The organism is Granulicella mallensis MP5ACTX8, from assembly GCF_000178955.2.
Classification (GTDB): Bacteria; Acidobacteriota; Terriglobia; order Terriglobales; family Acidobacteriaceae; genus Granulicella; species Granulicella mallensis.
Genome location: NC_016631.1, coordinates 3,190,609 through 3,214,687, shown reverse-complemented (window position 1 = coordinate 3,214,687; position 24,079 = coordinate 3,190,609). Strand labels below are relative to the sequence as shown.

23 protein-coding genes and 1 tRNA gene are annotated in these 24,079 nt (G+C 58.5%); 11 read left to right on the top strand and 13 right to left on the bottom strand.

Annotated features, from left to right (window positions below; all coding sequences use genetic code 11):
• Positions 1-254 precede the first annotated feature (254 nt).
• From ACIX8_RS13030 to ACIX8_RS13015, 4 genes are all read left to right on the top strand, one after another.
• Positions 255-1,601: an ABC transporter ATP-binding protein gene (locus ACIX8_RS13030; RefSeq protein WP_014265808.1), complete on the top strand. Its 1,347-nt coding sequence runs from the start codon at positions 255-257 to the stop codon at positions 1,599-1,601.
• Positions 1,598-3,370: an ABC transporter permease gene (locus ACIX8_RS13025; RefSeq protein WP_014265807.1), complete on the top strand. Its 1,773-nt coding sequence runs from the start codon at positions 1,598-1,600 to the stop codon at positions 3,368-3,370. Before ACIX8_RS13030 ends, ACIX8_RS13025 begins: the two co-directional genes overlap by 4 nt.
• A 453-nt stretch (positions 3,371-3,823) precedes the next feature.
• Positions 3,824-5,122 (top strand): aminotransferase class I/II-fold pyridoxal phosphate-dependent enzyme, encoded by a 1,299-nt coding sequence (locus tag ACIX8_RS13020; protein ID WP_014265806.1) that lies wholly within the window; start codon positions 3,824-3,826, stop codon positions 5,120-5,122.
• A 1-nt stretch (position 5,123) separates the two neighbouring features.
• Positions 5,124-6,110, top strand: a complete 987-nt coding sequence (locus tag ACIX8_RS13015) for an NAD-dependent epimerase/dehydratase family protein (protein WP_014265805.1) — start codon at positions 5,124-5,126, stop codon at positions 6,108-6,110.
• On the opposite strand, the gene ACIX8_RS13010 is transcribed toward ACIX8_RS13015, so the two are convergent.
• The gene (locus tag ACIX8_RS13010) at positions 6,107-7,318 is read right to left on the bottom strand and encodes a beta-ketoacyl-[acyl-carrier-protein] synthase family protein (protein WP_014265804.1); all 1,212 of its coding nucleotides are present in this window, start codon (positions 7,316-7,318) and stop codon (positions 6,107-6,109) included. The two genes, ACIX8_RS13015 and ACIX8_RS13010, sit on opposite strands and share 4 nt — an antisense overlap.
• Before the next feature lies 1 nt (position 7,319).
• The gene (locus tag ACIX8_RS25275; protein WP_014265803.1) at positions 7,320-7,586 is read right to left on the bottom strand and encodes an acyl carrier protein; all 267 of its coding nucleotides are present in this window, start codon (positions 7,584-7,586) and stop codon (positions 7,320-7,322) included.
• Positions 7,587-7,785: 199 nt separating this feature from the next.
• Between ACIX8_RS25275 and ACIX8_RS13000 the strand changes: the two genes are divergently transcribed.
• Entirely contained in the window at positions 7,786-8,538 is a 753-nt protein-coding gene (locus ACIX8_RS13000) for a dienelactone hydrolase family protein (protein WP_014265802.1), read from the top strand.
• A 16-nt stretch (positions 8,539-8,554) separates the two neighbouring features.
• On the opposite strand, the gene ACIX8_RS12995 is transcribed toward ACIX8_RS13000, so the two are convergent.
• Together ACIX8_RS12995 and ACIX8_RS12990 are read right to left on the bottom strand one after the other, a co-directional pair.
• Complete coding sequence (locus tag ACIX8_RS12995; protein WP_014265801.1) at positions 8,555-9,403, bottom strand: ABC transporter ATP-binding protein; 849 nt, start codon at positions 9,401-9,403, stop codon at positions 8,555-8,557.
• A 5-nt stretch (positions 9,404-9,408) separates the two neighbouring features.
• On the bottom strand, positions 9,409-10,188 hold the full coding sequence (locus ACIX8_RS12990; protein ID WP_014265800.1) for an MlaE family ABC transporter permease: 780 nt from the start codon (positions 10,186-10,188) through the stop codon (positions 9,409-9,411).
• Between the two features lie 166 nt (positions 10,189-10,354).
• Between ACIX8_RS12990 and ACIX8_RS12985 the strand changes: the two genes are divergently transcribed.
• Both ACIX8_RS12985 and ACIX8_RS12980 read left to right on the top strand, forming a co-directional pair.
• A complete protein-coding gene (locus tag ACIX8_RS12985) occupies positions 10,355-11,470 on the top strand; it encodes a zinc-dependent alcohol dehydrogenase (RefSeq protein WP_044176707.1) in 1,116 nt (371 codons plus the stop codon).
• A 118-nt stretch (positions 11,471-11,588) separates the two neighbouring features.
• Positions 11,589-12,536, top strand: coding sequence for a phytoene/squalene synthase family protein (locus tag ACIX8_RS12980; RefSeq protein WP_014265798.1), 948 nt, complete (start codon positions 11,589-11,591; stop codon positions 12,534-12,536).
• Positions 12,537-12,874: 338 nt separating this feature from the next.
• Here the strand turns inward: ACIX8_RS12980 and ACIX8_RS12975 are convergent, their stop codons facing one another.
• The 8 genes from ACIX8_RS12975 to ACIX8_RS12940 form a co-directional block, all read right to left on the bottom strand.
• Complete coding sequence (locus ACIX8_RS12975) at positions 12,875-13,264, bottom strand: EamA family transporter (RefSeq protein WP_014265797.1); 390 nt, start codon at positions 13,262-13,264, stop codon at positions 12,875-12,877.
• Entirely contained in the window at positions 13,264-13,692 is a 429-nt protein-coding gene (locus ACIX8_RS12970) for an EamA family transporter (RefSeq protein ID WP_014265796.1), read from the bottom strand. Before ACIX8_RS12970 ends, ACIX8_RS12975 begins: the two co-directional genes overlap by 1 nt.
• Before the next feature lie 83 nt (positions 13,693-13,775).
• Positions 13,776-15,254, bottom strand: coding sequence for a hopanoid biosynthesis associated radical SAM protein HpnJ (gene hpnJ / locus ACIX8_RS12965; RefSeq protein WP_014265795.1), 1,479 nt, complete (start codon positions 15,252-15,254; stop codon positions 13,776-13,778).
• Between the two features lie 318 nt (positions 15,255-15,572).
• The gene (locus ACIX8_RS12960) at positions 15,573-16,922 is read right to left on the bottom strand and encodes a TolC family protein (protein WP_190273664.1); all 1,350 of its coding nucleotides are present in this window, start codon (positions 16,920-16,922) and stop codon (positions 15,573-15,575) included.
• Between the two features lie 61 nt (positions 16,923-16,983).
• Positions 16,984-17,919 carry a tetratricopeptide repeat protein gene (locus ACIX8_RS12955; RefSeq protein ID WP_014265793.1) on the bottom strand — a complete coding sequence of 312 codons (936 nt, stop codon included), beginning with the start codon at positions 17,917-17,919 and terminating at the stop codon, positions 16,984-16,986.
• A gap of 63 nt (positions 17,920-17,982) precedes the next feature.
• Entirely contained in the window at positions 17,983-19,146 is a 1,164-nt protein-coding gene (locus ACIX8_RS12950) for an efflux RND transporter periplasmic adaptor subunit (protein ID WP_223295322.1), read from the bottom strand.
• Positions 19,147-19,315: 169 nt separating this feature from the next.
• Positions 19,316-21,145 (bottom strand): single-stranded-DNA-specific exonuclease RecJ, encoded by a 1,830-nt coding sequence (gene recJ, locus ACIX8_RS12945; protein ID WP_014265791.1) that lies wholly within the window; start codon positions 21,143-21,145, stop codon positions 19,316-19,318.
• A 7-nt stretch (positions 21,146-21,152) separates the two neighbouring features.
• Positions 21,153-21,614 (bottom strand): hypothetical protein, encoded by a 462-nt coding sequence (locus ACIX8_RS12940; RefSeq protein ID WP_014265790.1) that lies wholly within the window; start codon positions 21,612-21,614, stop codon positions 21,153-21,155.
• A gap of 113 nt (positions 21,615-21,727) precedes the next feature.
• Between ACIX8_RS12940 and ACIX8_RS26345 the strand changes: the two genes are divergently transcribed.
• The 4 genes from ACIX8_RS26345 to ACIX8_RS12915 all read left to right on the top strand — a co-directional run bounded on the left by ACIX8_RS26345 (position 21,728) and on the right by ACIX8_RS12915 (position 23,415).
• Positions 21,728-22,006 (top strand): DUF507 family protein, encoded by a 279-nt coding sequence (locus ACIX8_RS26345; protein WP_044176702.1) that lies wholly within the window; start codon positions 21,728-21,730, stop codon positions 22,004-22,006.
• Positions 22,003-22,278 carry a DUF507 family protein gene (locus tag ACIX8_RS26340; RefSeq protein WP_014265788.1) on the top strand — a complete coding sequence of 92 codons (276 nt, stop codon included), beginning with the start codon at positions 22,003-22,005 and terminating at the stop codon, positions 22,276-22,278. The genes ACIX8_RS26345 and ACIX8_RS26340 overlap by 4 nt, the downstream gene beginning before the upstream one ends.
• A 180-nt stretch (positions 22,279-22,458) precedes the next feature.
• Positions 22,459-22,535, top strand: a tRNA-Glu gene (locus ACIX8_RS12925).
• A 517-nt stretch (positions 22,536-23,052) separates the two neighbouring features.
• The gene (locus tag ACIX8_RS12915; protein WP_014265786.1) at positions 23,053-23,415 is read left to right on the top strand and encodes a hypothetical protein; all 363 of its coding nucleotides are present in this window, start codon (positions 23,053-23,055) and stop codon (positions 23,413-23,415) included.
• 306 nt (positions 23,416-23,721) lie between these two features.
• On the opposite strand, the gene ACIX8_RS25970 is transcribed toward ACIX8_RS12915, so the two are convergent.
• Entirely contained in the window at positions 23,722-23,868 is a 147-nt protein-coding gene (locus ACIX8_RS25970; RefSeq protein ID WP_014265785.1) for a hypothetical protein, read from the bottom strand.
• Positions 23,869-24,079 lie beyond the last annotated feature (211 nt).

The following is a 24,079-nucleotide window of genomic DNA, read 5'->3' as shown; positions in this document are numbered from 1 at the left end:
TGCCCATCTTTATGTCTGCCCTTGTAGAGTCCTTAGGGCAGTGGCAGGTACGGTTGTTCAATGGAGCTCACGCACGACAGTCGATATCCACACCGTCGGCTTGTATATGGGCGGCAGATCAATTGATATAGATGTAAGGCGGCTGAAAATGATGCTGGAATCATTGTGGAAAGCCGCCAACCCTTTTTAGCTGTCGTATCTTGTGCGACAGTCTGGCCTGCGCAGCAGGATGGTCTTAGGAAAGTAAGAAACTTATGCAAACTTCGATCATTCGCGCCGAGCAGATTGAAAAATACTATGCGCAGCCAAGCGAGAACCGTATCCAGGTCATCTCGCCTACCGATCTTTCCATCGTTCCCGGCCAGATCGTTGCTTTGCTGGGGCCATCGGGCTCAGGAAAATCGACACTGCTGCGCATGTTGACAGGACTTTCTGAGCCGTCGGCCGGACAGGTGTACTGGCATGAAAAGCCGGTTGCCACGGCGGATATGAATGTCTCGATCGTCTTTCAGAGCTTTGCGCTTTTTCCGTGGCTGACAGTACTCGAAAATGTAGAGGCTCCGTTGAAAGCCCGCGGTATGGAGGTGGCGGAGCGCCGTCGACGTACCCTCGCGATCCTGGATACGGTCGGTCTCGATGGCTTTCAGGCCGCTTATCCCAAGGAGCTCTCGGGTGGCATGCGGCAGAGAGTAGGCTTTGCCCGGGCGCTGGTGGTCGAGCCTGAGGTTTTGTTCATGGACGAGCCTTTCTCCGCACTCGATGTGCTGACGGCGGAGAATCTGCGCAGCGAACTGCTGGAGCTCTGGCAGAAGAAGACCATCCCAACGCAGGCCATCTTCCTGGTAACTCACAATATCGAAGAGGCGGTTCTGCTGGCCGATCGAATCATCGTGCTTGGCCGCAATCCAGGGCGAGTTCGGACGGACTTCGAGGTCGGCCTGACGCATCCCAGAGACCGTAAGGGACCGGCATTTCACCAACTGGTTGATTACATCTACAAGGTCTTAACCCAGCCGGAGGAGCAGCCACCAGAGTTGCCGCAGACGAACGGCGGTCAACCGGTGCGGGCCGCAATCCACAAGCAGTATCAGATGCTGCCGCATGCACGTCCCGGCGGCGTTGCAGGATTGCTGGAGCTGCTGGAAGACCACAGCGGCAAGTACGACATGTATCGCCTGGCCGACGATCTAGCCTTCGAGATTGACCACCTTCTTCCTATTGTGGATGCGGCACAGATGCTCGGTTTCCTTACCGTGACGGAAGGCGCTGCTGTCATCTCTCCGCTGGGAGCCGAGTATGCGAACTCCGAGATCCTGCGGCAGAAGGAGTTGTTTCGCGAGTCGGCCATCGAACACGTTCTTTTGCTGCGGCAGATCGTGCGTGCGATCGAGGCCAAGAGCGACCATACCGTCTCCGAAGACTTCTTCCACGACATGCTGGATGAGCAGTTCACAGAGGAAGAGACGATTCGTCAGTTGGAGACTGCCGTGAACTGGGGACGGTACGCGGAGCTATTCGACTTCGACGCCTCACGCCGCCGTTTCGTGCAGGCGGAGAAGTTGCATGCGCAGGCAGAACCCTTTGTGGAGAGCGGCGTTTGATTCGGCTTCCCGGCAGCTTGAGCTCCATCCGCGGCCGTGAGACGCTGGCACGCGCGCAGGCGCTGAAGCGTACCTGGCCGGTGGTCATGGACCTGTGCGTCGCCGGCATCGGCCTCGCCTGCTTTTATGGTGTGGTGCGTATCGCCCATTACTGGTTTGGGCATGCGGAGCCGGAGATCGTCATCTCGCTCAGTCCACGTGCGCTTCCGCTCTATGCGTTTTATTCGATCGTGCGCATCGGCCTCGCTTATATTCTGAGTCTGCTCTTCGCTGTCGGCTATGGATATGTTGCCGCGTACAGCCGCCGGTTGGAACCGTTGATGGTGGCAGGATTGGATATCTGCCAGTCGATCCCGGTCCTGAGTTTTTTGCCGGGCGTGATGCTGGCGATGGTGGCGCTTTTTCCCACCCGGCAGATCGGCGTTGAGATGGGTGCAATCCTGCTCATCTTTACCGGTGAGGTCTGGAACATGGCCTTCAGCTTCTACTCGTCGATCAAGAGCATTCCGCGTGAACTGAGTGAAGCCGCTACTATCTATCGGTTTTCGCGCTGGCAGCGGCTGTGGCAGCTTGAGTTGCCGTATGGAGCCATTGGGTTGGTGTGGAACTCCATGGTGTCAGTGGCCGGCGGCTGGTTCTTTCTCATGGCCTGCGAGATGTTCGTGCTGGGTACGCGGGATTTCCGCCTGCCTGGGCTAGGTTCCTACCTGCAGACGGCGGCGAGTGAAAACGATACCCGGGCGATCGTCATGGGTCTTGCCGTAATGATCGGCATCATCGTGGCGATAGATCAGTTGATCTGGCGGCCTGCGATTGTCTGGAGCGACAAGTTCAAGTTCGAGCAGGTAGAAGGTGGAGCGCATGTGCGTTCGCCGCTGCTGCACCTTCTAACCCATTCTGGCGCACTGCGTACGCTGCGGCGCCACACCCTCGATCCGGTGTCGGAGAACATCTACTGCTCTCTGGCGCAGCGGCGGGAGCGGCGACTGAGTCTTGCGGATGGAGTCACGGAGAAGAAGGGAAGCGCGTGGTTCCGGTGGGTAGCGGTGCTGCTGCTGCTCGTTGCTGTGATCTACCTGGCTTCGGAAGCCTTGATCCTGCTTCGTCAGGTAAGAGCGCCACAACTTGTGGCTGTTCTACACGGCGCTGCTGCGACGTTCCTGCGGGTGAATATCGCGCTGGTGATTGCCGCGGCCTGGACGATTCCGGTCGGCGTCGCTATCGGCTTTAATCCGAAGCTCGCGCGGCTCGCGCAGCCCCTGGCTCAGATTGCGGCTTCTGTACCGGCGACGGCTTTATTTCCTGTTATTTTGCTGGCCTTGATCCGGGTAGGCGGAGGCATGGGAATCGCGTCCATTCTGCTGATGTTGATTGGAACGCAGTGGTACATCCTGTTCAACGTGATCGCCGGTGCAATGGCGATTCCGTCCGATCTGCGCGAGGTGGCCCAGTTGTTCCACTTCAGCACGCTCCAGCGCTGGCGCACGGTCATTCTGCCGGGCATCTTTCCTTTTCTGATTACGGGAATGGTTACGGCATCGGGCGGCGCGTGGAACGCGAGCATCATCGCAGAGTACTTCCATCTGAATAACCAGACCATGCAGACTGTAGGCCTCGGTGCGCAGATCAGCTCGGCAACGGATCATGGTGAGTTTCATCTGCTGCTGCTCTCCACAATTGTGATGGCGCTGATGGTGGTCACAATCAATCGGCTGGTGTGGCGGCCTTTGTATCGTCTGTCGGAGACGCGCTACAAACTGGATGCGTAATTGCAAAACTCGCAAGTTCACGCTATGGAGCAGGGGTGAGGTCAGAGCGTAAGTTTTTGTTTTGAAGGGGCGGGGCTTCAGCCCCGCCGTTAGAAGTCGCTATGCAGTGGCTTTAGCCACTGAGGGGATGATTCCTGAGCAAGCCTGCGCTCTTCAGTATGCAAGAGTTCTTACGTGGCCTCTACGAGGGTCTCTTTGAAGAGGAAGAAGGCAGGCTTCGATCTGCAGGCCGAAGATCTTTCAATGGGCAGAGTTGCTGGCTAGATAAACATCGTTTCCCTCCGCGGCTGAAGCCGCTTTAGAGGTTGTCCCAACGGCGGGGTTGAAGCCCCGCCCCTCCAAAGCAAGAAATCTGGCTAAAGCTGGAACGAAGTTTGGTGAAACACCCTAGAATCGCCGCGGTTTTTATAAGGAAAAGAAAGAATTGTAGCTCGCGCGATATATTGGGTATTCATGCGTACTCAACCACCCAGCGAAGAAACCGCCGCCCCAGCTAAGAAGAACTTCCCCTCCTCTTCAGGACAGATGTTCCAGGATTACTTTGCCTCTGATCGCAAAGATACCTACAAGAAGCATGACCTCATCGATGCGCGGGCGCGCAGGCTGTTCGAGAATACGGCACTGGCCTGCTCGATCGATGCCTATCCGTTTCAAGCTCCTCTGAGCAGCCGCTCTGGGCCTGAGGTTGTCATGGATGGCCACAAGATGCTGATGCTGTCGTCCTACGACTACCTGGGATTGATCGGCGATCCGCGCGTGGACGAAGCCGCGATTGAGGCGATACGGCGGTACGGCACAGGGACAGGAGGCGTTCGTCTCCTGACGGGAACGCTGGACCTGCACCAGGAGATGGAACAGGCCCTGGCAGAGTTCAAGGGAACTCAGTCGGCCATTACCTTCACCTCGGGATATGCCGCGAATCTGGCGGTGATCAGCGCGCTCTTCGGGCCCGCCGATCGTGTGATCGCCGATGCGCTCTCGCACCGGAGCCTGATGGATGCGTGCCGCCTGGCAGGGGTTCAGGTCCAGAGGTTTGAGCATAATAGTCCGGCGTCGCTGCGGCATGAGTTGGAGAACGGCCCGGAGGCGAATCGCACGCTGATCATCTCGGACGGCGTGTTCTCGATGGATGGCGATATCGGCTGCCTTCCTGAACTGATCGCCTTGAAGAAGGAGTTCGACTGCTTCCTGCTGATGGATGAGTCGCATGCTAGCGGCGTACTGGGTAAGCATGGACGCGGAACGGATGAGCACTTTGGTGTGCCGACGGATGAGGTCGATATCTGGACCGGATCTCTGGCGAAGGGGATTCCCGCGAGCGGAGGCTTCGTCGCTGTGTCGCAGCGTCTGTCTATCTTCCTGCAGCATGCTTCGGCTCCCTTTATCTTTTCGGGCGCGATGGCGGCGCCTGTAGCCGCGGCTGTTCTCGCGACGCTGAAGATCCTGAAACAGGAGCCGGAGCGCGTCGCGCGGCTGCAGGCGAACGCAATCTTCCTGCGCGAGGGACTCCAGAGCCTCGGATACGATACAGGTCTCTCTGAGACCGCGGTGATCCCGGTCATGCTGCATGACGACACGACAACCGCCTTGTTTGCGCGGAAGCTACGCGATCATGGAATTCTGGTATCGCCGGTGCTGTTTCCTGCCGTAGCGCAGGGCTCGGCGCGTTTGCGGCTATGCGTGACGGCGGCTCATACGCAGGAGCATCTCGAGTTTGCGCTGGACGTCTTCTCCAAGATGCGGAGCGAATAGCGTGCCGGTACTGGTGACGGGGGCGAGCGGGTTTCTGGGCGGCCGGTTGGCGGAGGTGCTGGCGCGCGAAGGTGAGCAGGTAACCGTGCTGGCTCGTCCCAACGCCGACCTTCGTCACCTGTCGGCGTCGAACGTACGGGTCGTGCGGGGAAGCCTGACTGATCGCGACTCCTTGCTGGAGTCCGTGCGCGAGGCGACCCATATCTTTCACTGTGCGGCGGCTTCGACCGATTGGGCCTCGATGGAGGTCTACGTCGAGAGCAACGTGCGAGGGACGGAGATGCTGCTCGCGGCGGCGCGGGAGGCTCGCCAGCTCGAACGCTTCGTCCACGTCAGCACGACGGATGTCTATGGCTATCCGGTGATTCCATGTGCTGAAAACGGCGCACTTCGAGATGTGGGACTACCGTACAACCGGACGAAGATCCTGGCGGAGGAAGCCGTCTGGCGCGCTGCGCGGAAGGAAGGCCTGCCGGTAACGGTAGTCCGGCCCGCGACGATCTATGGGCCACGCGGAAAGGCCTTTGTGACCGACATTGCGGAGCTGCTGCAGCAGGGGCAGATGGCTCACATCGCTGGGGGAAGAACGACGGGCGGATTTCTGTACGTCGACAATGCGGTGGATGCCATGATGTCGGTGGCCCAGAGCCCTGCAACTCTGGGGCAGGTCTACAACCTGACCGACGGAACCGGAGTGCGCTGGCATGAGTACGTGGCCGCACTGGCAGATGGGCTGGGCTATAAACAGCCCTGGATCAACCTGTCCTATGGGGTGGCCATGGCGGTTGCGAGTGTGATGGAAGCTCCGTACCAGATGCTGAAGGCATTGCCGGGAAGACCGCTACTGACACGGCATGCGGTGTCTCTACTGGGGCGAGACCAGGAGTATCCGAGCGAAAAGGCACGCACGGAGTTTGGATTTCTTCCGCGGGTGTCGATGGCGGAAGGGATAGCCCGATCGGTGGCTTGGTTGAAGGATCTGAGCTAGACGAAAGCTTTGAAGGCAAGCACCGCGTTCAAGCCACCGAAGGCAAAGGAATTCGAGAGGCAAGCCTCTACAGAAGCCATGCGAGCCTGGTTGGGAATGACGTCTAAGTCGCAGACAGGGTCCGCCGTAAGGAAGTTTGCGGTCGGCGGAAGAATGCCGTGCCTGAGACTGAGGATGCTGGACACAGCTTCGATCGCACCGGCTGCACCCAGCGCATGACCGTGCATGGACTTGGTGGAACTGACAGCTAGTTTTCCGGCGTGTGAGCCGAAGACGCTATGGATCGCCGCTGTTTCGATGCGGTCATTAGCTTCGGTCGCTGTCCCGTGGGCATTGATGTAGCCAATCTGCTCAGGGGAGAGGCCCCCGTCACGAAGAGCGAGTTTCATGGCCCGGCTGGGGCCTGTGGCGACGGGCTGGGTGATGTGGCCGGCGTCGGCGGACATGCCGAAGCCGACGATCTCAGCGAGCGGGCGCGCTCCGCGGGCGAGCGCTGCTTCCAGGGGCTCGAGTACCAGCATTCCAGCACCTTCGCCGAGGACCAGGCCGCTGCGTTCGGCGGAGAAGGGGCGGCAGGTGTCTTTGCTGACCACGCGCAGAGCCTCCCAGGCCTTGAGGCCGCCGAGAAACATGGGAGCTTCGCTGCCACCCGCGATGGCGAGGGGTGCGGCCCCGGAGCGGACCATCCAGAAAGCCTGGCCGATCGCATGGGCAGAAGAGGCGCAGGCGGTGGAGATGGTATAGGCCGGGCCTTCGATGCCGAACCGCATGCAGATATGGCTGGCTCCGGCGTTGCTCATGCTGAGGGGAATCGTGAGGGGGTGAACACGGGTCCTGCCATTGTGGAAGAGCTCCCAGTAGCCGCTCTCTTCCGCGCCGCGTCCGCCCAGGCAGGAACCGGTAATCACGGCTGTTTCTTCGCGCAGAGCCTGTGTCCACTCAATGCCTGCTTCGGCAATTGCCTCACGGGCAGAGAGAACCGCGAACTGCGCGAAGCGGTCCATGAGCGAGATATCTTTGGCTTCGAAGTACTCTTCGGGAACATAGCCCCGAACCTCAGCGCCATGCTTGAACCGGATCTGCGAGGTGTCGATGTTCTCGATCTCGCGGATGCCGGAGGTTCCCGTGGTCAATGACTGCCAAAACCCGGCGGTGTTATGGCCAAGCGCGCTGATAACACCTGTTCCTGTGACGACAACCCGGTGCATGTTATTCGGTGGGCGAAGAGGAGGTCTTCGCTTGGAGAAGATGGGTGATTCCTTCAACCATCTCGTGGATGTTCTTGATCTGCTTGGCTTCTTCGTCGTTGATCTCGATGTCGAATTCACTTTCGAGGTCGAAGAGGATATTGAGGCGGTCCAGCGAGTCTATTCCGAGGGCCTCGAAGCTGCCGTCGGCCTGAACACTTTCGAGGGGCAGTCGTTTCGAGGTCGCAATGACTTTGAGAACACGATCTTGGATGGTCAGGCTTGACAAGGTAAGGTACGGTCCTAGAGGGAATTAGAGGGGATCAAAAACAAATCCGCATGAAATGGATTAACACTTTCGATTCTATCCTGACTTCTCTGAACTACTCGACGAATTCAGTGCAGCCCATCATACGTCCCTAAAAATAAAGACGCAAAGCCTGCATAGTAGACTCTGCGAAGACGGAGTTATCTCTACTGGAGTCCTAATGATCGTTATTGATAATGAGTACGTAGACTTGGAAACTCCCACAGGCAGCATGCGGACGCACATCGTCCGGCCCTCCGCTCCGGGGCGGTTTCCGGGCATCCTGATGTTTTCAGAGATCTTTCAGGTCACGAGTCCCATTCATCGGACTGCCGTGCAACTTGCCGGCCACGGCTATGTCGTTGCAGTGCCGGAGATTTATCACGAGTATGAGCCTAAGGGCACGGTGTTTGCCTACGATCAGGCAGGCTCCGACCGTGGCAATGCGCTGAAGACCGCCAAGCCCGTCTCCGCCTACGACAGCGATGCCCGGGCGGTGCTGGCTCATCTGGCGGAACGGCCGGACTGCACGGGACGGCTCGGCGTCATGGGTATCTGCCTCGGAGGCCATCTCGCGTTTCGCGCTGCCATGAACCCGGAGGTGCTGGGGACGGTCTGCTTTTATGCGACCGACATTCACAAGGGCACCCTTGGACTCGGAATGAAGGATGATTCCATGGCTCGAGCGGGAGAGATCAAAGGGGAACTTTTGATGGCCTGGGGCCGCCAGGACCCGCACATCCCAACCGAAGGCCGTATGCAGGTGCTTGCCCGGTTGAACGAGGTGGGTACAAAGCTCAACTGGCATGAGGTCAACGGAGCGCATGCGTTTCTGCGGGATGAAGGGGCTCGCTACGATGCGGACCTGGCGCGCAGCACGTTTGGACTGGCTTTGAGCCTATTTCATCGGACGCTGGCGGTTGGAGCGCCGTAGGAGCAGAGCAGCGCTGCTACTCCAGATAAGCCCTGAGCCAGGGATCCTGCGTGTGCGTTAGCTCATGGGTCGTGCCGTCGAAGACGATCTTTCCTTCATTCAGCACGAGAAACTTCGTGCCCGGATCGAGCTTGCCATCAGGAATGGGTTCCATATGGCCCGTTGACGGGCTGAAGCGATGGGTGGCCAGAGTGAAGGCATCCTGTAGCCGGTGCGTAATCAGCAGCGAGGTCGTGTTGGAGACGTCTCGCTGCTTCACCACCAGCTCGATGATGGTGGTCGAGGTGATGGGGTCGAGGCCTCCGGTGGGGGAATCGTAGAGGATCAGGTCGGGCTTGCTGATAATCGCCCGTGCAATGGAGACGCGCCGCCGCATGCCGCCGCTCAACTCCGGAGGGAATTTGGCGATGGCCTTCTCCAGCTCGACGAAACGCAGGGCCTCGACGACGCGGTCATGGGCTTCCTCTTCTGGGACGCGCTCTTCATGCAGGCGGTAGGCCACGTTGTCTTCCACGGTGAGGGAGTCGAAGAGCGCACTCTCCTGAAACACCATGCCGATATGCGCGCGCAGTTCGAAGATCTCGCGCTCAGACATGCCGGACAACGGCTTGCCGAAGATCCAGATCTCTCCGCTGTCCGGCTGGAGCAAACCATTCGCCAGCTTCAGCAACGTGCTTTTGCCGCCGCCCGCGGGGCCAAGGATGATGCGGGTTTCGCCGCGCTCGACGCGGAACGAGATGTTCTTCAGAACGTGGTTCTGCTCGAAGCCGATGGAGACGTCTTTGAATTCGACGATCGCCGCGCCGGGTGGCATCTCGATCGACGGCTGTGCGGCGACTTGTAAATCAGGAGTGGGCAGGGTCATCGCCGTTACCTTCCAAAGATCCCGATCATGAGCTGCGTCACAAGAAAATCGACAAGAATGATCAGGACAGAAGAGGCGACGACGGCCTGCGTTGTGGCCTTGCCGACGCCCTGGGTGCCTCCCGTGGTTCGCAGACCGTAGTAGCAGCCGATGGTCGCGATGATAAAGCCTGAAAATAGCGGCTTGACCAGGCCCTCCACCACGTCACCCCCGACCAGCGACATGTAGGCCGTGTGGAAGAAGGCCGGGCCGTTAAGACGCAGCAGGACGACGGCCACCAGGGCTCCGCCGCCTGTGCCACAGGCGTCCGAGATGATGGTCAGGAAGAAGAGCATGAAGACCGTCGCGACCAGGCGCGGTGTCACGAGCTTGCGAATCGGGTCGGTGCCCAGCGCGCGCATGGCGTCGATCTGCTCGGTGACCTTCATCGAGCCCAGTTCGCTGGCCATGCCGGAGGCATTGCGGCCAGAGACCATCAGCCCAGTCAGCACGGGGCCGAGCTCTTTGACCATCGAAAGCGCGACCAGCTTTCCGGTCATGTTGATGGCGCCGAACTCCTTCAGGGAGACAGCCGCCTGCAGAGCGAGAACGCAGCCGGTGAAAAAGCCTGTCAGAACGACGATAGGAAGCGACCCAACGCCGATGGAGTCCATCTGCGTGAAGGTGTCGGCGATATAGCGCGGGTTCGTGAAGAGGTTGCCGATCGCGCGTCCGGACAGCAAGGAGTATTCCTGCACCGAGGCAACGACGTTCTTCGCGAAGGCTCCTGGGGAGACAAGTTTCATGCGGTTCGCTGTGGGTCAGATTATCAGATGCGTCAGCAGACCTACGAGCATCTGTAACTAGTGACATTTCTAACGCAGAGGACTCTGAGGTCTTGCGTCACTTGATCTTCATGAAACCTCGGTACCCTCTGCATTAAAGATTTCCTTTAAATGAGAAAATAGAAGGATGGCCGAGACCATGAAAGCTGCCGTGCTGCACGCCAGGGAAGACCTCCGGGTGGAGCGCGTCCCTGTGCCCACAGCAGGCCCCGGTGAACTGGTGTTGCGGGTAGACGCCGCGTTGACCTGCGGTACAGACCTCAAAGTGTTCCGTCGCGGATATCACGCGAAGATGTTGACGCTCAACCGCCTCTTCGGCCATGAGCTGGCGGGGACAGTCGTTGAAGTGGGTGAGGGCGTCACCGCCTTCGCGCTCGGCGATCGCGTCGTTCCGCTCAACTCCGCACCCTGCGATGCCTGTTTCTTCTGCCGCCAGGGCCAGCAGAACCTCTGTGACGATCTGCTGTTCAACAATGGGGCCTATGCCGAGTTCATCGGCATTCCCGCGCGGATCGTCGAGAAGAACACCCTCAAGCTTCCGGCAGTAATGCCGTTCGAGCACGCGGCGCTTACCGAGCCGCTGGCCTGTGTCATGCGGGGCCTTGAAGAGTCGCAGGCAAAGGCCGGACAGACGGTGATCGTGCTGGGAGCCGGACCCATCGGGCTGCTGTTCATTCACGCCGCGTCGTTGGAAGGCCTGCATGTGATCGCGGTAGTCAAGCGTTCGGACCAGGTAGGCACAGCGAAACGCTTTGGCGCGCAGCAGGTCTTGCGTATCGGTGATGTCGCCGACCCCATTGCCGCGGCTCGCGCACTCACGCCCGAAGGCCGGGGAGCGGATATCGTGATCGAAGCCGTCGCTACACCCGAGGCCTGGCAGTGGGCGGTGCAGATGGCCCGCAAAGGCGGACTGATCAATCTCTTTGGCGGCCCTCCTGCGGGCACGACGGTTCAGTTCGATACCAACCTGCTTCACTACTCCGATCTCACGCTCAAGGCGAGCTTTCATCACACGCCTTCTACCGCTCGAGCGGCGTTCGATCTACTGTGCTCGGGCCGTTTTCAGTGCCAGGATTTCCTTACCGGTACTGCTACTCTCGATGAGGTGCCGGAGGTCTTTACGCGCATGCTGGTGCGTCCGGCCGAGGGGATCGTACCCGAGATCAAGACGGCGATCTTTCCCGGCCGTCCGGCGAACGAGCTGCATCCAGCGTTTGCTGCGGCAGAGAAGGTGAGCGCGTAATGAATGCAACGTCCTGTGGTCACGAAGGCCGCAAAGCTGCGCCTGCTGGCGGCGCGTTGTCAGGGAAGGCAGGCGCGATGTTGCGGCCTGCGCGGAAGTTCCCAAAGGAGTTGAGCCAGTGAGCACACCAGAGATTACAGCGGCCTATGCGGTTTGCCGCGACATCGCCAAGCGCGAGGCCAAGAACTTCTATTACGCCTTTCGCGTCTTGCCGCAGCACAAGTCCGATGCGATGTGCGCGGTCTATGCGTTCATGCGCAAGGCTGACGATCTCGCCGATGATGAGTCGCTCTCGCTGGAGGCTCGCCGTGACGCCATGACGGCATGGACAGCGGCTTGGCGGGAGTCGCGCACCTCGCCGACGAACGATCCGGTCTTTCTCGCTCTGAAAGACACACAGCAGCGCTTTGAGATTCCCGACGATCTGCTTGAACAGCTTGTCGCAGGCACGACCCTCGACCTCAATCCACAGCCTGAGGGTGTCACAACCCTGGTCGTGCAGGACCACCGGTGTTTCGATCGCACGCTACAGGTCTATGACAACTTTGCGGCGCTGCATCATTACTGCTATCTCGTAGCCTCGGTCGTCGGGCTCGTCTGCATTCGTATCTTTGGCTACAAGGACCGCCGTGCCGAACAGCTCGCGATCGACACAGGCGTTGCCTTTCAGCTTACAAACATCCTGCGCGATGTAAAGGAAGACGCGGAGCGCGGGCGCATCTATCTCTCCGCCGACTTGCTGAGCGAGCACGGTGTTACTCCCGAGCATCTGTTGGCGATCACTGAAGGGAAAGCGTCAAACCCGGCGGACATTGCTTTGTTACGGGGCTTTGAGAAGCACGCCCAGACGCTCTATCGCAGCGCCGATGAGTTGATCCCTCTGCTCGATCCAGATTCGCGTGCCGCCATGCGAGTGCTGGTGCGGATCTATCGCGGGCTGCTAAACCTTATCGCCGAAGAGCCCGCGGCAGTCTTCCGCGGACGCGTCTCGATGCCGACTTCGCGGAAACTCGGAATTCTCCTTGTCGGCATGGTGCAATCGATGAAGGCGCGCCGCTCGGCGTGAATCTTGGGAAACGCTGCGAGCTTTGTTGCCGCTGGGAGGGCTGATTCGTTTTCTTGCAGCCGGGTAGAAGCTAGTTAAGAATCAGGCATTGCTCTTGCCTGTGCTTTCTACTTTTGCCTTTGTTCTTGCTTTTCTGGCTTGTCATTCCGAGCGTAGCGAGGAACCTGCTTCCTCCCGCTTTTTGCCAGTGTCACCACAAATATTGTGCGGCAGTTCAGACCACGTTGCAGTTTCAGCTACATGTTTTCCAGGTGGTACGACCGAAGAACGGGAGACAGCAGGTTCCTCGCTACGCTCGGAATGACAAACCAGAAAGGCAAAGGCACAGAGTTTCAGCTTTAATGCGCAATGAGCGCAACGCCCACAGCCACAAAGCAAGTGGCCAACCACCGCCGCCGATCCACCTTCTCATGCAGGAACCACTTTGCTGCAATGGCATTACCGATGTACGTAAGAGACGCAATCGCAGGCGCCGCCAGCGACAAATCCGCGATGCTCAGGGCAAACAGCATCGCAAAGAAGTTGAGCGCCATGCACAGTGCCCCAATGAAAAACTTCCCATTCGTCAGCACTGCCTTGATCGTGCCAACCAGTCCGCTCTGCGCTCGAATGTTATCCAGATCGCCCAGCTCGCGCATGCCCGCTGCGATCAGGACCTCTCCCGCCACGGCCAGCGCGGAGACGAAGAAGATCGAACCCCATACTCGTACGATCTGCGGTGCAAGCATTAGCGGCCCACCCCGGAGTCCATCGTATCCAGCTCGTGATGCTCGGTCCTCGACGGCCCGCCCGCGACAAAGCCTACAGCGCAGACGATCAGCAGAATGCCAGCCCATCGAGTAGGGGACAACTGCTCATGCAGCCAGAAACGCCCCAGCAGGGCAATCACCACATAGCCGAACGCCGTCGCCGGCATGACAAAGGTGAGATCGGCCCAGCTCAGTGCTGTCGTGTAGCAGGCAAAGAAGCCGATCAGGAGCACGATACCGGCGTCGACAAAAGGATTGAAGAGCGCATGCCAGAGCAGTCCGAGGTGGTGCATGTCCACCTGTCCTACCTGTCCCATGCCCTTCGACAACAGGGAATCGCCTACGGACGCTGTGAGCATAATCGCGATCAGGACAGCGTACTGTGACGGCTTGAGTGTGTGCTTCATACTAGTGCCCTATCAACGTTGGGTCGCAACAAAAAAGGAAAGGCGGAGCAGGAATGCTCCGCCTCCTGTTTCTTCGAGCCGAACTACGCGTTCATGCTCACGCTCTCCTGCTGCTTCAGAGCGTTCTCTTCCTTCTTGGCGCGGGCAGCCTTATTGCGCTGCGAGCGCAGCTTCATAAAGCTCTTGGCTTCGACGTAGAGACGGGGCACATCGCGGTTCACGATGGCCTTCCAGACCACGCGGAACGCGGCCTTGGGGCGGAAATAGTACTCATCGTAGAACTTGTGGACCATCTCCATCACGTACTCGGTCGGAAGGCCGGGGTACTCGATGTGCGCCATCTGGTGGCCGCCGCCGTCTTCCATGTTCTCGTTGGTGATGAAGTCGTTTCGCTTGGCGTAGTCGTAGAACTCCGTGCCAGGGTAGGCGTGAGCGACCGATACCTGAATCGTCTCGCAATCCAGCTGCTTGGCGAAGTTGATCGTATTCCAGATCGACTCCTTGGTCTCACCCGGGAGGCCGAGAATGAAGTCGGCGTGGATGATCAGCCCAAGGTCATGGCAATCCTTGACGAAGTCGCGCGCACGTTCGACGGTCGCACCCTTCTTGATGTTCTTCAGGATCTGCGGATCGCCTGACTCAAAGCCCACGATCAGCAGGCGGCAGCCCGCTTCCTTCATGGCCTTGAGGGTGTCGCGGTCGGTGGTAACGCGCGAGGTGCAGCTCCAGGTGATGCCGAGCGGCTTCAGCTTCTCGCAAAGCTCGATGGTGCGGACCTTTTGAATGTTGAAGGTATCGTCGTCGAAGAAGAACTCCTTGACGTCGGGGAAGTTCTGCTTCGCCCACGCCATCTCAGCGGCCACGTCATCTGAGGAGCGTTTGCGCCACGCATGACCCGAGAGGGTCTGGGGCCAGAGGCAGAAGGTGCACTGTGCCGGGCAGCCGCGCGTCGAGTAGAGCGAGATGTACGGGTGCAGCAGGAACGGCACGTTGTAGCGTGTCACGTCCATGTCGCGCTTGTAGATCTTGGTAGCCCACGGCATCGCGTCGAGGTCTTCGACCTGCGGGCGGTCTGGGGTGTGCTGGATGACGCCGTTGGCGTCCTTGTAGCTGATTCCGAGGATCTCGTTCAACGGCTTGCCGTTGGCAAACTCCACAACCGAAAAGTCGAACTCGCGGCGGCAGATGAAGTCCAGGACTTCGCACTCATTCAGGGCACGGTCCGGATCGGTGGTAACCGGGGGCCCGACGAAGCAGATCTTCATCGTCGGATTGGCCTTCTTGATGGCGCGAGCCAAACCATGATCGCCAGCCCAGCCTACAGTCGAGGTGAAGAGCACCAGGAACTCATAGTCCTTGGCGATTTCGATCGTCTGCTCAGCCGAGACGTGATGAGGCGGAGCGTCCAAGAGCTTTGACCCCTCCAGCATTCCCGCCGGATAAGCGAGCCAGACCGGGTACCAGTACGATTCGATCTCGCGTGTGGCCGGCCAGCGGGAGCTGGCGCCACCATCAAAATTTTCAAAGGAAGGCGGGTTCAGGAGCAGGGTTTTCAGTGGCATATCAATAGGGTCAATTTTACCACTTTGTAAACCTCGCCGCCGCTCTGACAGGTATTCGGCCTGCACCACACGTGGTGCGGCGCCAGAGGTAAAAAATGTATCCGGTAGCCAGAACAGGTCCCGTATTTATGTAGCCATTTCATCTTTCCTTCTGTAGGGGGGCTACATCAAGACAAATCGACACATCAATATGGAGCGCAAAGGGCTCAAACGGCATGGGCCAAGCCCCAACAGGACGATATATACCACCCTGGGTTACAGGGCTCTACCTTCGTTGCCACTTGCCCGAAGATTCCTGCACTTCTTGATACTTCACATTTATTGGGGGGATGTTATTGAAGTAGCCGCAGGTTGTGTAGCCGCTGCTTTCAACCATGGCTCGAGTTGGCCCGTCTGGCGCATGAGATTGACCTGGGCCTGGCTAAGCTGAAACTGCATATTGAGAAGCTCGACGAACCTCTGGCGCTCCTGTAGGCGGGCATTCTGCTCGTCTTTGGGGGTTAGCTGCGGTTTATTCGGATCCCCTGCATTGGCGCTAAGTTGAACCAGAACCGCATCCAGCTTTGCCTGGGCAATATCACGATAGTCTTCGGCAACCTTGCTGTTTGCCTGGAGTTCGTCGATGCTGTGGTGAAGCTTCAACTGCCCCTCGAAAAACTGATTCCGCTGTTCTTCTGCCTCGAAACGGGCTCGGGCGGCTTCTGCGGCGGATTCGCGCGCGCGGTCCTGGTGTCCGCGGTCAAACAGGGGAATCTGAATCTGAACACCAGCAGAGAGGGCATTATCGCTGAGGTGCCGATCGCTCTGAAACCCTGGGTAGTACAGCGGGTAGTTGGTATGGCTGGTGCTGATGCGGCTGTAGTTGGCATCGAAACTTAATACGGGACGGAACCGGTATCGCGCATCGCCAAAGGCAGTCTCTTGTTTGCTCTTGGCGCTCGCAAAAGCGGCCCGTACGCCAGCGCTGTCTGGGCCATTCTCTGGAAATGAACCGGCGGGTGGTAACGCAGGAATTGAACTGGATATGACGGTCAGATGGCGTTCAGGGAGACCGGTGAGGCGGGAGAGATGGTCCGATAGGGCAGTGATCTCGTCATCGGTCTGGAGTTGGGCCGCGCGAATCTGATCTGCGGTCAGGCGGGCACCGAGAAACTCGCTCTGGGAGTCCTGCCCAGCGTCGAGCCGATCCTGAACGATCCTGAAAAGACGCGTCGCAAAACCGTACTCCTGGAGCATGGCCGCCTGACGCTGTTGGGCGTTATCCAGACTGAGATAGGTGACGACAACATCTTCGGAGACCTGATCGCGAGCGTCCTGCAGCGCAAATGTGGCGGATTGCAAACCGGATGCCGCTGCACGAACGTAGTCTGGCTGAGAGAAATTAAAGACCAGGGATTGGCTGGAGAGACTGAAGACGACTGGAACATTGAGGGGAACGCCTGTAGACCCGCCATAGCCGCCATTGATGCCCGCACTGGGAATATAGGCGTCGTGGGCCTGCGCGAGTGCGGCCCGGGCTTTGTTGACACTGGCCTGCGCTGCCAGGACCTTCGGATTATTGCGCAGTGCGAGGTCCACAGCCGAAGTCAGTGAGATTTGCGCAGACGCGCAGGCGCAAAGGCACATGGCCAAGCCGATCCCCATCGCTTTTGACCACCGGATTTGCATCGTTCTCTTCAGCAACATTCTCTCCTGCTCCACCTTACGACGCGATTGCGATCTTCGTCACTTAAAGCTGCTGCATCGCCTTCTGCGCAGGAGCATATTCATGGGCTAGAGCGAGGGCCTGGGCAAACTCATCGCGAGCGCCTGCTTTATTTCCAAGCTTTTGCAGTAGTTTGCCCAGCAGGACATGAACCTTGAAGGCAGGCGCGGCATCGCTCTTCGCGTTGGATGCCAGATAGTCGCGCAGTGTCTGTTCGGTCAACTTCGGTTCAATGTGCATGTCGAGCAGGATGCTGGCGACATCCACCAGCGAAGCATCGTGGGACCGATCGACGCTGAGTGCCTGACGTAAGGCATCGAGGGCCTTGTCTTTATCGTTGCGGCGCGCATAGTAGGCTCCCAGGTCTGTCCAGGCATCGGCACGTCCTGCGACGGCTACTGCAGCGCGAAACTCGCGCTCTGCGGTGGCATGGTCTTTATCCTTTTCGGCTGCAAGTCCGCGCGTGCGATGGGCCTGCTGTGGAAGCTGCGCCTCTACCCGGGAGGCGAGTGCTGCTGCCTTGTCGAGCCCTCCGCCTACGATGGCGGGTGCTCCAACGTAATATTCGCTGAGATCGTTCACGGCATCGCCGTTCCTGGGATCGAGATCGACGGCCACTTCAAAGGCATTCTTGACCTTGCTGGCCAGCTTATAACCTGCAATGGGGCCGGAGTGGCTGGCTTTGATGCCGTAGGCGCGACCCATCCAGTCCTGGGCCATGCTGTTTTTATCCAGTACCGACAAAGCTGCTTCACATTCCGCTACGGCAGCATCGGGGAGCTCTTCCGCATAGAACGCGCGGCACAACAGCAGGTGCGCCGCGCCATCCTTTGGGTTGGCCGCAACGAGGGTGCGCAAGCCAGCAATTGCCTCATCTGCGCGACCCTGCATCAAGGCGTGTTCACTGGCAGTTCGCTGGCTGACTGCAAAGTCGGCAGAGAAGCAGGGAAGAGCCGACACAGCAAGCACTCCAGCGAACAAAACACTGTGCAGGCCCCATCGTTGGATATCTGTTCTTCCCATCTACTGCTGCGCCTTTACTACCTTCACTTCGAGCCCGTCGGTCAGGTCGGCTTCCGTAGTCGAGCCCGTGACGACGGTGTCGCCCTCAGATAGCCCTTGTGTGATCTCCGCACGTGTCAGGTTCAAGCCCAATCCGACCTGGACGGGCGTTTTGCGCAGCCGTCCATTGACGATCTTGAAGATAAAGTTGTTGGGGCCATCGGTGTGCAGCGCCTCGCGAGGCACGCTCAACACATGCAGGCGTTGCTGCGTAATCACCTTGACCGTGACGTTGGTGTTGGGCAGCAGATCGCCATTGGCATCATCGACAGTGATAATGCACTCGCCGACATAGCGGGTTCCGTACTTGATGATGGTTGTCGGAATCTGCAGGATGTGTCCATGCCACACGCGTTCGGGCTTGGCATCCCAGACGATGGTTACAGGTTGGCCGTCGGCGAGTTTGCCTACCTCAGGCTCGTCGAAGTAAGCCTGAATCTGAATATGTGTAAGGTCCGCAACGTCCAGCAAGGTATCGCCGCCCGGCACAAAGTCGTATTGGGCTACCGGAATGTAGTAGACCGTGCCGGGGATCGGAGAGTGAATGTCGATATCCGCGAGGGCCTTCTGGGCAGCCTCGAGAGTAGCGTGCGCCTGGGCCACCTGGGCTTGCAGCGGGGCGATATCGTTGGGGCCATAGGGGCTGGAGTGGTGTGTCTGCAGACTAGCCAGACGTGCCTGACTCTCGGAGAGGCGCTGTTTTGCCGTGGCCACCTCATTCGCCGAAGCCGCGCCCTTTGCCTGGAGAGCTTCCAAGGATGATAGAGAGGCGGCAGACTGCTGCTCCTGTACCTGGGCAGCGTTCATGTCGGCCGTCTGCGTTTGCAGTTCTCCGTGCGTGCCGCCGTTTTGCATATTCTTCAGGGTCGATTCACTCGATTGCAGAGCGGCCTGCGCGGCAACAACATTTTTGCGGGCCTCGCTGTCGTCCATCCGGACGAGCTCCTGCCCCTGACTGACCTTCTCCCCCACCGTGACGAAGAGCTTCTTGACCGCGCCGGGAGCGACTGCGTGGGCCTGGAAATCGTCTACGGGTTGGACGATACCGTTCGTGGAGACGGAACTCGGAATGTCCTCATACCCCACCGTAGCGGTATGAACGGCCACCGTGCTGCGTAAGGCCATATGAACTAGCAGGAAGAGAGCACCGCACGCGATTAGCGCGACAATGCTCCACATCCAACCGCGTGTTTGACTGGACTCTCGTTGTGCCATAAGCAAAGCGTCAGTATATAGGACGTCTAATCTTTCAAAGCGAAGCAAAAACTTTTACACACAGGTGTTTACGAGGATTCTACCTGTTGTTGGCTGCACCGGAACGGATAGCGATGATCTCCAACTCCCATCCTCCGAAGTCAGGGTGCCAGTTACGCCGAAGACGATAGACAAGGTCGAGCAGGCTGCCTTGCACCCAGCCTTCCTCGCGGGCTCGAGCGGCCCAGTCGGTGCGCCGTCCCCATGCCATGCCTCCCAACCGCGAACCGTCGTCGGGGTCCTCTACCGTCAGCCGCAGATGCCGGTCTTTGACGACCTTGGGCGCGATGCCCAGCCGCACCCCATAGCTGAGAAACACGGGCTCGGAATTTCCATTGCCGAAGGGCCCAAGCTGTTCGAGGGCGACCAGAAAATCAGCCGTGATTTCTCCGAGTCTCAGCTCAAGATCGCAGTCCAACTTCGTAATCTCGTCGTCGGCCGTGCGCTTCGAGGCCGCATACCTGGCCATACGGTTGCGCAGGTCTTCCACCTGGCTGGAGGGCAGCGAAAAACCCACGGCATGTGCATGCCCGCCGAAGCGTGCGAAGAGCTGGGTGTCCTCTTCGGTATCGATGCTCGTGAGGGCATCGAGCAGATGAAATCCGGCGACGGACCGGCCGGAGCCATAGGCCTGCCCCTCTTCATGCGCCAGCACCAAAGAGGGCCTGCCCGTACGGTCGACGACACGGGAGGCCAGGATTCCGATCACGCCGCGGTGCCATGCGGGATCGTCCAGCACCAGGCAGGCCGCAAGGCCTTCGGGAGATGCGACCATCACGGCCAGCCGCTCCTCGATCTCGCGCAGGGCTTCGGCTTCGGTCGTCCGGCGTTCCTCGTTCAGGCGGTGCAGCTTCTCAGCGAGGGTGCGAGCCATCGCCGGGTCCCGGGTAAGAAACATCTCCACGACATCGCTGGCGATGTCCATGCGGCCAGCGGCGTTGATGCGCGGAGCCAGGCGAAACCCGATGTCGGTCGCCGAGATGGCGCGCGACGTATCGATCTGGGACAGCTCCATCAGGGCCTTGAGTCCTGCCTGCGACGGCTTCCGCAGCTCAAGCAGGCCCAGCGCTGCGATGACCCGGTTCTCCCCGGTCAGGGGAACGGCATCTGCGATCGTGGCGATCGCCAGCAGCTTCAGGAAGGAGGGCAGAGTCTTCTCGCGCAGACGGAGGCGCTCGTCCTCCTGCTGGACTGAGCTTTCGAGCAGGGCCTGCGCCAGTTTGAAGGCAACGGCCGCTCCGCAGAGCTCTTTGTAGGGATACTCGCAGCCCGGCTGGTTCGGATTCACCACGGCGACGGCTCGCGGAACGCCTTCCGCCCCATCCGGCAAATGATGATCGGTCACGATGAGATCGAGGCCGACACGCTCGGCCTCTTCGGCTGCGGCGAAGGCACGGATGCCGGTGTCGACGCTGACGATGAGACGCACTCCCTCGGCGGCTGCCGCCTCGATGCGTAGCTCCTGCATCCCATAGCCTTCGCGAATGCGGTGGGGAATGTGATATCGAATGTCGGCGGTGACGCCCATCGCCGCAGCGGCCCGTTCTGCCGCGGTCTTCAGGAGCACGGTAGCCACGGTGCCGTCGACGTCGTAGTCGCCATAGATCAGCACCGGCTCCTGCAGGAGCAGTGCCGTACGGAGACGCGCCACAGCCTTATCCATGCCGAGCATGAGGGAGGGATCATGCAGCTGGTCGAGCGAGGGGGCCAGAAAAGCCCTGGCCGCCGCTACGGTTTCGATTCCACGGCAAACCAGCAGGCAGGCGATCGCCGGCGGAAGACCTAGCTCCCGCTCCAACTGCTTTGCTGTATCGGAAACCTTGCCTGCGACGACCCACTGGGTAACCTGGGTGAGGGGTGGCGCACTCACGCGAGCCTCAGTCTTCGTCGCTATCGTCAACGATGATCTGTCCGAGATCGGTGACCGTTTCCATCAGTTCCTGGAAGACGTCATACCATTCGGTGGCGGTCTCGTAGAGAAACATCACGCCGCCATGCGAGAAGCCAAGCTGCAGGTAGCCGGTCTTGCCGACGTGCTGGGTCAGGTCCTGGGCCTCTTCGAGCTCGGCTGCATCGTGGTCCGGGTAGTTGTGGTCGCGCACCTGTCCGATCAGCGTCGCAACGTCCTCAGGCTCGAGGACGACTTCGCTCATCGTCAGAAACGGGGCATTGGCGGATTTGGCGTGCTCGACGAAGTCTTTCCATCCATCGATATCGTCTTCCTCGAAGATCACCGTTGGTACATCTTCGGGCACATAACCGTTCATACGCCTCATGCCATGCCCGGCAATGAAGGCCACCATATCGTCTTTGAGTGTAGAGAGATCGTCCAAATGCATAAAGGCCATTCTCGCAGATGCGGGAGACTCGTGCGCTACAGGAAAGAAAGAATCGACCGGAGTGCAAAGACCTGCTGACTCAACCATTTCACCGTGCTAACCTTTTGGTGACCATGATTTTTTCCAAGGACTATGTAGGCTATCTCGCCCGGCAGACGAATAAGCATCTCGTTGCGGCGAAGATGATCAAGACCGACAAGCCGGCTCTCGTCGACGAACGCGTCACCGCAGGGCTGATTGATGAGCTCTCGCTGGAAGACCGCATCAACGATGAAGTTCGCGTCATCCTCGAAGCGTTTCAGGACGACATGCACAAGACCGGCGCCAGCTACCCTGAGATGTTCAAGAAGGTAAAGAACGAGCTCGCTCGCAAGTACAAGGCGGTGCTATGAGAATCAGCCGCGACAAGCTCAACAAGCTCGCCCATACCGTAGCCGACACGCTCGCCGAGATCGACGAAGTCGACTTTCTGGAGGATCGCAACACGATCCGCCAGGAGGCTCGCAAGATTCTCGAAAAGCTGCTGACGGAAGAGACCAGGATCGACGCTGCCGCGCGCCTGAAGATCTCCTCGCAGCGCAAGATTATCGTCGAGGGTTCCCAGGAGTGGGACATCCTGTACCGCAAGTACTACAACGACGAGGTCAAGAAGCTCGGTCTGTAAGGCCTTTTCTTTCTGACGCTTTTGCCTTTCTGGTTGTCATTCCCGTAGGGAATCTGCTTCCTGAGGATTCAGCCACCCTACGAGTTAGTGATATCGCTTTTGAGCTGTAGCGTAGGAAATCTATTTCGTTTCTGTCTGCTATACTTCTTTAAGTCGCAACGGATTCCCCATCCGTGATGTGGCGTTATGGTGTAACTGGTTAACACGTCGCCCTCTCAAGGCGAAGAGTCCGGGTTCGAGCCCCGGTAACGCTACCAAAATCAACAACTTACAGTTCTTCCCCGAACATTACGAAAACTGAAAAGGTCACTTTAGGGATACCTCTGGAAAAGTCTGGAGAATGTATCTGTTTTTGTACATAAATGTGAAGAGCCCCCACTGGTCCAGTGGGGGCTTTCTCATTCGATTTGACGGATTCTCAGGATCACTCATATGGTCTCCCGACCCGACAGTGAATTTGTCGTGGATGAAAAGGAGAACCGATATGCCCGTCAGATGTGGATTCGATGGATGTACTGAAAAGGTGATCCCGTTGGGAAAATCGCAGTCGAAGTAGCACATGATCGAATGGCCGAAGCACATCCGAATCCAGCAGTTTTCCAAAGGCAGAAAGGCCCAGCTCTCGTAATGAGGTGACGGGGATCTTGCCTGACGCGAGCAACCCGCTATGCGATCTGTGCTTCCTAGGTTGGAAGTCTTCGAGTCGAGAAGACGAATTGCCTTGTCAATGTTGTAAGTCAAGGTTTCAAGCAAACCGAAAAACACTGGAGGAAGATGAAAATAACGCAAAGGAGCAATCATCATAGAGAGGCGCTCGCACTGATTTTGGCGACGGCTCTCTGCGCTTTCACCCCTGGCCCCGCAACCGCACAAACGCAAAGCGGCAGCGCTGCCCAACCGCAACAACCGCAACAAAACCCGCAGCAAGAAATGAAATTCACAGGCAAGGTTGTGAAGCTCCAGACGGGACAGTTTGCCCTGCTCACGGGCCAAACACCTGAGGGTAAAGCAGCCGGACATTTCCTTGATAATCAGGACGATGCGAAGAAGTACGAAGACAAACAAGTGACGGTTACGGGAACGTTCGACACAGCAAGCAACACGATTCACGTAACCAATATTGCCTCTGCCGCGTAATCACCGAAACGTTGCAGATGGTGTGCCCGATCTTTTGTAGCAGTTGGATTGTTAGATTGTTAGTTAGAGCGACCTTTGTCGATATTTCGTCGCCGTCGAGGGTGCGAGGGAGTGGGAAGAGTTAGTTTGCTTCTCACTTCCCATGCCCTGTTTTGATCTCGGGGTGCCACGTCTCCGGTGCGGGGGAGGGGCCAGAGCACATCCGAATCCAGCAGTTTCTCTAAAGGCAGAAACGCCCGGCTCTCGTAATGAGTTGCCGGGCGCATTGCTTGCTTGTACTGCGGTTGGAGACGGCTTACGTCTTATTTAGAGAGGCCCGTTATTCCGCTGTGCCTTGATGGAGACCTTCTTTGCAGCTTTCTTCGCTGGTGCCTTCTTCGCTACAGCTTTCTTGACGGCTTTCTTAGCAGGAGCCTTCTTTACGGCTTTTTTTACAGCCTTCTTCGTTGCCATAGTGTTTTGCCTCTCATAGATGAATTTGGGACCCACGCAATATTTACGTTGGGTTCGGCCAAATAGCAAGAATCAACTTAGGTTCAGGCGCAGGATTCAGCTACGGCAATGTGTGATGAGGGAGCTATAGCAGAGATGCAAAAGCCTGAACGACGAAACTGAGGCACGAATGATCGTCTCGTGAAGTCGCACGATGTAGACTTCACGATGG

What these genes read in the sequence shown, in the direction of transcription:
- ACIX8_RS13030 (WP_014265808.1), top strand. Translation starts at nt 255, where the DNA reads ATGCAAACTTCGATCATTCGCGCCGAGCAGATTGAAAAATACTATGCG.
- ACIX8_RS13020 (WP_014265806.1), top strand. Translation starts at nt 3,824, where the DNA reads ATGCGTACTCAACCACCCAGCGAAGAAACCGCCGCCCCAGCTAAGAAG.
- ACIX8_RS13010 (WP_014265804.1), bottom strand. Translation starts at nt 7,318, where the DNA reads ATGCACCGGGTTGTCGTCACAGGAACAGGTGTTATCAGCGCGCTTGGC.
- ACIX8_RS13000 (WP_014265802.1), top strand. Translation starts at nt 7,786, where the DNA reads ATGATCGTTATTGATAATGAGTACGTAGACTTGGAAACTCCCACAGGC.
- ACIX8_RS12995 (WP_014265801.1), bottom strand. Translation starts at nt 9,403, where the DNA reads ATGACCCTGCCCACTCCTGATTTACAAGTCGCCGCACAGCCGTCGATC.
- ACIX8_RS12990 (WP_014265800.1), bottom strand. Translation starts at nt 10,188, where the DNA reads ATGAAACTTGTCTCCCCAGGAGCCTTCGCGAAGAACGTCGTTGCCTCG.
- ACIX8_RS12985 (WP_044176707.1), top strand. Translation starts at nt 10,355, where the DNA reads ATGGCCGAGACCATGAAAGCTGCCGTGCTGCACGCCAGGGAAGACCTC.
- ACIX8_RS12975 (WP_014265797.1), bottom strand. Translation starts at nt 13,264, where the DNA reads ATGCTTGCACCGCAGATCGTACGAGTATGGGGTTCGATCTTCTTCGTC.
- ACIX8_RS12970 (WP_014265796.1), bottom strand. Translation starts at nt 13,692, where the DNA reads ATGAAGCACACACTCAAGCCGTCACAGTACGCTGTCCTGATCGCGATT.
- hpnJ (WP_014265795.1), bottom strand. Translation starts at nt 15,254, where the DNA reads ATGCCACTGAAAACCCTGCTCCTGAACCCGCCTTCCTTTGAAAATTTT.
- ACIX8_RS12960 (WP_190273664.1), bottom strand. Translation starts at nt 16,922, where the DNA reads ATGCAAATCCGGTGGTCAAAAGCGATGGGGATCGGCTTGGCCATGTGC.
- ACIX8_RS12950 (WP_223295322.1), bottom strand. Translation starts at nt 19,146, where the DNA reads ATGGCCTTACGCAGCACGGTGGCCGTTCATACCGCTACGGTGGGGTAT.
- ACIX8_RS12940 (WP_014265790.1), bottom strand. Translation starts at nt 21,614, where the DNA reads ATGCATTTGGACGATCTCTCTACACTCAAAGACGATATGGTGGCCTTC.
- ACIX8_RS26345 (WP_044176702.1), top strand. Translation starts at nt 21,728, where the DNA reads ATGATTTTTTCCAAGGACTATGTAGGCTATCTCGCCCGGCAGACGAAT.
- ACIX8_RS26340 (WP_014265788.1), top strand. Translation starts at nt 22,003, where the DNA reads ATGAGAATCAGCCGCGACAAGCTCAACAAGCTCGCCCATACCGTAGCC.
- ACIX8_RS12915 (WP_014265786.1), top strand. Translation starts at nt 23,053, where the DNA reads ATGAAAATAACGCAAAGGAGCAATCATCATAGAGAGGCGCTCGCACTG.
- ACIX8_RS25970 (WP_014265785.1), bottom strand. Translation starts at nt 23,868, where the DNA reads ATGGCAACGAAGAAGGCTGTAAAAAAAGCCGTAAAGAAGGCTCCTGCT.